The organism is Sulfitobacter sp. HI0027 (genome assembly GCF_001634775.1).
Taxonomy (GTDB): Bacteria; Pseudomonadota; Alphaproteobacteria; order Rhodobacterales; family Rhodobacteraceae; genus Sulfitobacter.
This window is the reverse complement of record NZ_LWER01000230.1, coordinates 76,869-85,614: the sequence shown is the minus strand read 5'-3', so window position 1 is coordinate 85,614 and position 8,746 is coordinate 76,869. Positions and strand designations below refer to the sequence as shown.

Annotated in this window: 9 protein-coding genes; 5 read left to right on the top strand and 4 right to left on the bottom strand. The window is 56.7% G+C overall.

Going from position 1 to position 8,746, the window contains the following annotated elements; all coding sequences use genetic code 11:
• Positions 1–225: ATP-binding protein (locus tag A3722_RS14695; RefSeq protein ID WP_161487647.1), on the top strand; the 225-nt coding region annotated here is incomplete at its 5' end.
• 107 nt (positions 226–332) lie between these two features.
• Here A3722_RS14695 and A3722_RS14690 read toward each other — a convergent pair.
• Positions 333–1,625 carry an extracellular solute-binding protein gene (locus A3722_RS14690; protein WP_082849501.1) on the bottom strand — a complete coding sequence of 431 codons (1,293 nt, stop codon included), beginning with the start codon at positions 1,623–1,625 and terminating at the stop codon, positions 333–335.
• Between the two features lie 185 nt (positions 1,626–1,810).
• Between A3722_RS14690 and A3722_RS14685 the strand changes: the two genes are divergently transcribed.
• A complete protein-coding gene (locus A3722_RS14685; RefSeq protein ID WP_082849500.1) occupies positions 1,811–3,880 on the top strand; it encodes a sensor histidine kinase in 2,070 nt (689 codons plus the stop codon).
• Between the two features lie 23 nt (positions 3,881–3,903).
• Positions 3,904–4,332, top strand: a complete 429-nt coding sequence (locus A3722_RS14680) for a response regulator (RefSeq protein WP_067629591.1) — start codon at positions 3,904–3,906, stop codon at positions 4,330–4,332.
• Positions 4,333–4,444: 112 nt separating this feature from the next.
• Here A3722_RS14680 and groL read toward each other — a convergent pair whose 3' ends face one another.
• The 3 genes from groL to A3722_RS14665 all read right to left on the bottom strand — a co-directional run bounded on the left by groL (position 4,445) and on the right by A3722_RS14665 (position 7,287).
• Positions 4,445–6,088, bottom strand: a complete 1,644-nt coding sequence (gene groL, locus A3722_RS14675) for a chaperonin GroEL (RefSeq protein ID WP_067629590.1) — start codon at positions 6,086–6,088, stop codon at positions 4,445–4,447.
• 64 nt (positions 6,089–6,152) lie between these two features.
• Positions 6,153–6,440 (bottom strand): co-chaperone GroES, encoded by a 288-nt coding sequence (gene groES, locus A3722_RS14670; RefSeq protein WP_067267338.1) that lies wholly within the window; start codon positions 6,438–6,440, stop codon positions 6,153–6,155.
• A 166-nt stretch (positions 6,441–6,606) separates the two neighbouring features.
• Positions 6,607–7,287: a DUF2161 domain-containing phosphodiesterase gene (locus tag A3722_RS14665; protein ID WP_067629589.1), complete on the bottom strand. Its 681-nt coding sequence runs from the start codon at positions 7,285–7,287 to the stop codon at positions 6,607–6,609.
• Between the two features lie 64 nt (positions 7,288–7,351).
• Here A3722_RS14665 and A3722_RS14660 point away from each other — a divergent pair, with 64 nt between their 5' ends.
• Both A3722_RS14660 and A3722_RS14655 read left to right on the top strand, forming a co-directional pair.
• The gene (locus A3722_RS14660) at positions 7,352–7,705 is read left to right on the top strand and encodes an MmcQ/YjbR family DNA-binding protein (protein ID WP_067629588.1); all 354 of its coding nucleotides are present in this window, start codon (positions 7,352–7,354) and stop codon (positions 7,703–7,705) included.
• Between the two features lie 100 nt (positions 7,706–7,805).
• The gene (locus tag A3722_RS14655; RefSeq protein ID WP_067916237.1) at positions 7,806–8,726 is read left to right on the top strand and encodes a manganese-dependent inorganic pyrophosphatase; all 921 of its coding nucleotides are present in this window, start codon (positions 7,806–7,808) and stop codon (positions 8,724–8,726) included.
• Positions 8,727–8,746: the final 20 nt, after the last annotated feature.

The window sequence follows — 8,746 nt, the reverse complement described above, 5'->3', positions numbered from 1 at the left end:
CTCAGTAAGCTCTATGAGCGCACCAGTGTGATCATCACCACCAACCTTAGCTTCTCAGAATGGGCGCAGGTCTTCGGGGATGCAAAGATGACCACCGCTCTCTTGGATCGGCTTACCCACCGCTGCCACATCCTCGAAACCGGAAACGACAGCTACCGCTTCAAGGTCAGTTCTGAGGCAGCAAAGAAAACTGCAAAGGAGGCCAAAACATTGACCGCATCATAGACCACGACGCATAACTGAGGGTGGGTCAAATCTCGGTGAAAATACCGGGTCAGTTCTCAGTGACAATCAACACCCCGCACCTGCCGGATCGAAGAGTAAAGCTGCCATTACGTGATATCCCTCAGCAAACGCCGCGCATTTGGCGGATACTTTTGGCGAAGCCGCGCCCATCTTTGTATTTGCCTCTTCCGCCCCGCCCGGCTGGTGATAAGCTGCCACTGCTGCGCCACACGGCTCAGGGCTATTTTCGGCGCAACCTCGCCCTGCAGCGCCCGATCCAATCCTCTTCCTAAAGCCTGAAAATACTCAGATTGCCCTTTTAGGTAGAAATCTGGAATTGCCCCGTCAAGCGACGCACGATGCACCTTGAGAAACGATTTTGAATAAGCATCTTCAACGCCCGGATCGCTGTAGTGTTCCTTTCGGTAAGGGTCAAAAAAGCCATCTGCCTGGCGAACGGCCAGTGTCGACATCTCAGGTGTGACGGCGAAGAGAGCAAATAAATAGGCAAGTTCCTTCTGTGCCGATGTCGCGCTGACGACAAAGCTCCACCCCCAGTTGAAATAGGGTGTTGCAAGGAGTTCCCCCCCAACTTTCCCACCGGGCGTTGGGCCATAAATCATTCGCCCTCTCATCGGCGACCGAGGAGAGTTCAGATATTTCTGCGTACCACCCCAGCCAATATTGCAATAGACATCGCCTTTCGCGTAACGCGCCCAGTTTTCGAACAGCCCAAGGTTAGAGGTATCGGGGACGAGGCTGTCTGTAATCGTAATCAATTCCTCCAACGCCGCTACACCCGGGTCTTCAGCGATTTGCGGGGTCATATCGGGGGACAAAGGCCAGTACCCTTTGGCGTGAAATCGAATCCACCACTCCCACGCCAGATACCCCGGCGTGCGAAACAACAACCCGCCATATCGACCAGCTTCTGGCGCATGAAAAAAACGTATTTGCCGATCCAGCTCCGCCCAAGTCTCTGGCATAGCAAGTGGATAACCGAAGCGATCAGCATAGCGCGCCTGTTCATTCGGGTCATGAAGCATTTCACGATGGTAAAACATCACATAGGCGTCGCCATCTGTTTGGAAACCATAGGTCTGACCATCAAACCTATCCCCTTCCTGATAGAGCATAGGGTCGCGAAATCCCGTCGGCTCATAGCGTGCGGCGTAGTCATCCAAAGCGTGGATTGCCCCCGCGGCAACGAGGTCTGCCACCCCAAAGGTCGCAGGCAGGGCAACGTCATATTTCGCCTCCCCAAGTACACTATTTAGCATTAGCTCCGCGTTGATCTGATCGACATGCACCTCTTGAAGGTCGACTTTCACCCCGGTTCGCTCCGTAAACACCGCCGCGACCGGTTCAAGATTGGCACGTGACCCTTCCGGAAGCAGCACAGAGAGCGTTCTGGCATCTCCAACCAAACCACGGGCTTGCGCGGACACCTTTATATCAATCGTCTCCCCAAATACCGGACCGGCGATAAGCGTGCTAAGACCGGCACCTAGGCCGATAGAGAACCTTCGCCTTGTCAACCTGCGCCCGCCAAACACACTGCAATCCTCCAATCAGCGGGTGGAGGATGACCCCCTCTCGCTTTGATGAACCCGGTTTTAGAGCCGTGGCGATTAACATTGCGTTAATTGGTCCCAGCTATTCAGTCAGCATGGTTACGATGCATCCCCCATGGTCGCTGCGGCAGTTTCTCGGCAGTCGTATCAGCACCCGCCTAAGGGCAGCGCTCCTTCTCGTGGCGGCCATTATTGGCGTTGCGGGATGGGCTGCTACGGGTCAGATGCGATCTGTGCTGGTCAGTCACGCTCATTTGAGCCAATCGGCCCTTCCTACATTGGCTATTTCCCAGCAAATTGAGCGGTCCTTGAACGGTGTATTCCTTTCGATTGAGCAGCTTAATCAATTAGATACCTCCGTGTCGCCAGATACGCTCGGGAAAGACATCACAACAAAAATCGACAAAACTTTTGAGCTTTTAGAAAATCTGAAGACAATGGAGATCGCGCTCCCGCTGGCAGCGCGGCTGGAGGGACGGCTGCATATGGCGCGGCGGGCATCTGATGCGACAGTTTTCAGCCTTCAGGAAATGCGGCGCGCCGAGGGCCAGATCCTCACAACGCTTGATCTTGTCGAGCAAATCCAAGTACAGAATCATACTATTATTGATGAGTTAGCCTACCGACTTTCACGGCAAACCGAAGCCCTGCTGAGTGAAGTCTCAGGAAGCTTTGCATCCGGTGATGTTGCCCCAGAAAATCGCCCTTCAGGCTTTCCCGACATGTTGTTGAGCGCAATTAATCTCAATGACATTCGGCTAAGTCTCGACACGCTTATTAACATCATCAATTCACAAGGGCTACAGAACCAACTTCTTCAACTTGAGCGCGCACGACTTCTTGTCGAAGAGCATTTCCAGGATGCCATCACCCGGTTACCGCGCATTCATGAAGCAGCCAGTAGACGGTCGCTGGCCCGCCAAATCGACGCGCTGCGCGACGTGCTGCTTGATCCCGAAAAGGGCTTCTTCGCACATTCAACGGCACGTCTGCAGTTTCACGAGAGCGTTCAAACGCTGCAAGCCGAACACCTGCCCATGATCGTGGGGATTTCCGACACATCCTCTGATCTTACTCAGAACATTTTGCGGCGGGTGGATCTCGCGACAGATGCGCTGCGCGACACCATCCATCGGGTCATATGGACTGTTGGCCTCACCGTTGGAAGCGCGCTTCTCGTGATTGCCCTTACCAACGGCTTTGTTGTTGAGCGGCAGTTTAACCGTCGCATCAATCGATTGACCAATTCCGTCACGGCTATCGCTCAGGGTGACCTTGATCACCCCGTCACCGTGCGAGGGCAGGATGAACTAGGAGAGATGGCACGTGCATTAGTTGTGTTCCGCACAACTGCGGAAGAGTTGCGGCGCTCGAACATCGAGCTCGAGAAATTCGCCTATGTGGCCGCCCACGACCTGCGATCTCCCCTCCGTGCGGTGCATGAACTAAGCCTTTGGGTCCTTGAGGATGAGGAAAATGCGCTGACTGCGGAAAGCCGAAGCTATTTGCTTATGTCACAACAACGGATCGATCGGCTTAACCGCCTTCTGAACGATCTTTTGGACTACGCCCGGGCAGGACAGGATCAACCAGCGCCAGAGCCGGTGCACCTTGCCCGATTGGTGGCAGACCTTGCCCGCTATACCGACACGGAGGGTCGGTTTAAAATTAGCTTTGCCGGGACAAACCAGATCATCGACGTACAGCTTACGCCGTTGCAGCAGATTTTGGGCAACCTGATCTCAAATGCAATCAAACACCATGACCGGGATCATGGCACCATCCATGTTAATGCCGAGGTGCAGCAGGACCGTGTTGTTCTAAGCGTGCGCGATGACGGGCCTGGAATAGAACTTCGGCACCAAGAGAAGATATTTGAACTGTTTCAAACACTTAAATCTCGTGATGAGGTTGAAGGGAGCGGCTTGGGCCTCGCCATCGTAAGCAAGCTTGCGTCTCACCAGAAAGGGAAGATCACGCTGGTCTCCGACCCCAACAAAAAGCGCGGATCGACCTTTGTTGTGGAGCTTCCATTGGCAACGCAAACGCACCGCAATCTGGCCGTGGCGGCGGCGGCGTGACCCAAGCCGAAAAGGAATATTGGATGAAAACGACGCCCGCGAAATTTCTTATCGTAGACGATGACAAAGTCAGCGTGATGGCCATGCAACGGGCGATGCGCAAGTTGAAGATCGTCAACGAAACGGCGGTTTGTCACGACGGGCAACATGCGCTCGAATTTTTAGCGGAGGAGGTGAAGCGGCATGGGCGATTGCCGCCCTATATCGTCACACTTGACCTCAACATGCCGCGCATGGGCGGGCTTGAGTTCTTGGAAGTTGTCCGAGCCGATCCGGCGTTGGAGCGGATGGTGGTTTTTGTCTTCACCACCTCCGATATGCCCACGGACGTGCAATCCGCCTATAGCAAGAATGTCGCGGGCTATATCGTTAAGGAAAACCCGTCGGAGACCTTTGCCAATGCGCTTGGCATGCTCAATGCCTATTCTCGGATCGTAGAGTTGCCAGCTTGATCACCGTGAGAACCAGATAAAGGGCCATCGAACCCGGATAGTCACTGCCTTTTAACAGAAAGAGGCGCGCCATTGCTGGCACGCCTCCTGAACTTTAGCCAATAGGGCTGGCTTACATCATGCCGCCCATGCCGCCCATGTCGGGCATGCCGCCGCCGGCGGGTGCGCCGTCTTTAGCAGGCTTGTCGGCGACCATCGCTTCGGTGGTGATCAGCAGACCAGCGATCGAAGCCGCGTCTTGCAATGCTGTACGCACCACTTTCGCCGGGTCGATGACGCCGAACTTGAACATGTCGCCATATTCTTCGGTCTGCGCGTTGAAGCCGAACTTCAGGTCGTCGCTTTCGCGGATTTTGCCGGCAACAACCGAACCGTCCACGCCAGCGTTCTCAGCGATCTGACGCAGCGGTGCTTCCAGTGCTTTGCGCACGATGGAGATACCGACGTTCTGATCGTTGTTGTCGCCTGTCAGGCCTTCGAGCTTTTTGCCGGCCTGAACCAGAGCAACACCACCGCCTACAACGATACCTTCCTGAACAGCGGCACGTGTCGCGTTCAGGGCGTCGTCAACGCGGTCTTTGCGCTCTTTCACTTCGACTTCGGTCATGCCGCCGACGCGGATCACGGCAACACCGCCTGCCAGTTTGGCAACGCGCTCTTGCAGCTTCTCACGGTCGTAGTCGGAGGTGGTTTCTTCGATCTGGTTACGGATCTGAGCAACACGTGCTTCGATCTCGGCCTTCTCGCCTGCGCCATCAACGACAGTGGTCTCGTCTTTGGTGATCGCGACTTTCTTGGCAGAACCCAGCATGTCCATGGTCACGGACTCAAGCTTCATGCCCAGATCTTCGGAGATCACCTGACCACCGGTCAGAACCGCGAGGTCTTGCAGCATGGCTTTGCGACGGTCGCCGAAGCCCGGTGCCTTCACAGCAGCAATCTTCAGGCCGCCACGCAGTTTGTTCACGACGAGTGTCGCCAGGGCTTCGCCCTCAACGTCTTCGGCGATGATCAAAAGCGGTTTCTGGGACTGGATCACTTGCTCAAGCAGCGGAACCATCGGCTGAAGGCTCGACAGTTTCTTCTCGTGCAGCAGGATGATCGCGTCTTCCAGCTCGACAGTCATCTTGTCGGAGTTGGTGACGAAATAGGGGCTCAGGTAGCCACGGTCGAACTGCATGCCTTCGACGACATCGGTCTCTGTTTCCAGACCTTTGTTCTCTTCGACGGTGATCACGCCTTCGTTGCCGACTTTCTGCATCGCGTCTGCGATCTGACGGCCGATCTCTTTTTCGCCATTGGCGGAGATGGTGCCGACCTGTGCCACTTCGTCGCTGTCGGATACGTCACGGGCAGCGGCTTTGATCGCTTCGACGACCGTGGCAGTTGCCAGATCGATACCGCGCTTCAGGTCCATCGGGTTCATGCCAGCGGCAACCGATTTCATGCCTTCTTTGACGATGGCTTGGGCCAAAACAGTCGCGGTGGTGGTGCCGTCACCTGCTTCGTCGTTGGTCCGGGAAGCAACTTCCTTGACCATCTGTGCGCCCATGTTTTCGAACTTGTCTTCCAGTTCGATTTCCTTCGCCACGGATACACCGTCTTTGGTGATGCGCGGTGCGCCGAAGGATTTGTCCAGAACCACGTTCCGGCCTTTGGGACCGAGTGTGACTTTCACCGCATCGGCGAGGATGTTAACACCCTTGAGCATCCGGTTACGGGCATCGGTGTCAAATTTGACGTCCTTAGCAGCCATGTTGTCTTCTCCTAAAATCTTGGATTGATGTGAGCGTCTTCAAAGGGTCGGCAAGCCGGGTGGCTTACGCGATGATCCCCATGATGTCGCTTTCTTTCATCATCAGCATTTCTTCGCCGTCGACGGTGACCTCTGTGCCGGACCATTTGCCGAACAAGATTTTGTCGCCGGGTGCGACGGCCATTTCGATCAACTCGCCGTTGTCTTTGCGTGCGCCGGTGCCCACGGCAACGACTTCACCCTCGGAAGGCTTTTCTTTGGCGGAATCAGGAATGATCAACCCGCCGGCGGTTTTTTCTTCGCTTTCGGTACGCTTTACCAGCACACGGTCATGAAGCGGTTTCAATGCCATCTTTGCAGCTCCTTAAGGCTCAAAGTTACTCTTCCAAGCCACCCCCTCCGGGCGAGGGGTGCAGCCGTTAGCACTCAACCCTTGTGAGTGATAACGATGCATAGCTAAGCAGCAGTCTGCGTTCTGTCAACAACGGCTTCGAAAAATTTTGCAGGGCCGGGAACTGTTAGCCAGCACCCAAAACACGGCCCGCTGTGGCCACCGCTTCGGCCCCCGTTGGCGTTAGTCCGTATATGCCTTTGTCGACCTTTTCAAACCAACCGTAGTGGTCATCCCGCATCATGCGGGTTGCCGCCGAGACACCGGTTGCGCGGGCCACATGCGCGCCTTTGCTTGCGCCGGCTTCGAATAGATAGACCGCGATTTTCAACGCATCCTGACGGTAGGCGGTCACCAGCCCCGCGCGGGTCTGGCCGCCGTCGTTCGGATCCCCCTGCCGCCGGGCGAATTCGCGCAAAAGCATCGCCGCCCGTTTGGCATTCTTGCGCGGCGCATAGGGGCCGGGATCGCAATGCACCTCGACCAACCCATCCGACAGCCGCACGGTAATCAGCCCCAACCCCAGCAGCCGCGCCAGCGTGACGTTGTCCTTCACCGCCTTGGCAAAGCGTTTGCCCGGTTGCCGCGCAACGGCGAGGTAGACATCATCCGACACCTTCAGCCGCGCCAGACACTGATGGAACAGCGCCAGCGAAAAGCCGAGCTTTAACTCCACCACCACCGGCGGCTCCGCCCCACGCACTGCTACCACATCAGCCGCGCCGACTTCGGCTTTGACCACATAGCCTTGATCCTCAAGGAAAGCCTTGATCGGCGGGTAAAGATCGGTCTCGCGTGGGTTTCTCATGGCGCGCAACTTGCCCCATCGCGCGACGCTATGCAAAGGGGCCCCGCGGCCTTAGACTGACGCGATGACCCGCGACGAATTCAACGCCTTCTGCGCCGCTCTGCCCCAGACAACCCATGTCGTTCAATGGGGCAATGCGGACGTCTGGAAGGTGGGCGGCAAGGTCTTTGCCATCTGCGGCTGGGCCGAGGATGCGCCCGCTTTTACTTTCAAGGTGACTGAACTGGGGTTTGAGGTGCTCTCCGACAGCCCCGGCTTGCGGCCCGCGCCCTATCTGGCCTCGCGCGGGCTTAAGTGGATACAGCATTACGCCGCGCCGGGGCTGAGCGATGACAGCCTGCGCGACCACATTCGCGCCTCTTATGACATGATCGTCGCCGCGCTCTCCAAAAAGAAGCGCGCGGAACTGGGGCTTTAGCCGCTGGCGCGCAATGCCGCATTGCAGCAGGCGCAGGTGACAAGCCAATTGAACCTGTTATAAGGCCCGCAAATCCACCCGAATAGACAGGACCGCCCCGATGACAACTCTTGTTTTTGGCCATAAATCCCCCGACACCGACAGCACCGGCAGCCCGATCGTTTGGGCTTGGTATCTGAATGAAATCAAAGGCATTCCCGCTAAGCCGGTCCTGCTGGGCGAGCCAAACACCGAAGCGCTGTTCATGCTCGACAAATGGGACCTTGATAAGCCGGAAATCCTGACCGCGCTTGATGCCGACACCAAGGTTGTCATCGTCGACACCAACAACCCCGCCGAACTGCCCGACAACATCAATGACGCCGACATTACCGGCATCATCGACCACCACCGTCTGGTGGCAGGGCTGGAAACACGCGGCCCGATTGAGATCAACATCCAGCCGCTTGCCTGCACGGCAACCATCATGTTCAAGATGATCGGCAAAGACTGGGCGCAAGCCCCGCGCGGCGTCAAAGCGGCTGCCTTGTCCTGCATCCTGTCTGACACGCTGGAATTCCGCAGCCCCACCACTACCCAAGAAGACCGCGCCATTGCCGAAGACATCGCGCAGGACTTGGGCGTCGACATCAGCGACTACGCCGCAGAGATGTTCGCCGCGAAATCCGACGTTTCGTCCTTCAGCGAGGCGGAACTGCTGCGCATGGACAGCAAGGAATTCGACCTCGACGGCACCAACCTGCGCGTGAGCGTGCTGGAAACCACCTCCCCCGCACCGCTGCTGGCACGCAAGGACGCGCTGATGGCTGAGATGCCGAAAGTGGCCGAGGCCGACGGTGCCGCGCAGGTGCTCTTGTTCATCGTCGACATCCTGAAAGAAGAGGCGACGCTGCTGGTGCCCAACGACATGGTCAAACATATCGCCGAGCAGAGCTTTGGCGCTGAGGTTTCCGGCGACACGGTCGTGCTGCCCGGCGTGATGAGCCGTAAAAAGCAGATTATCCCGAACCTCAAGATGTAAGCCAATCGGGCGGGCCAAGT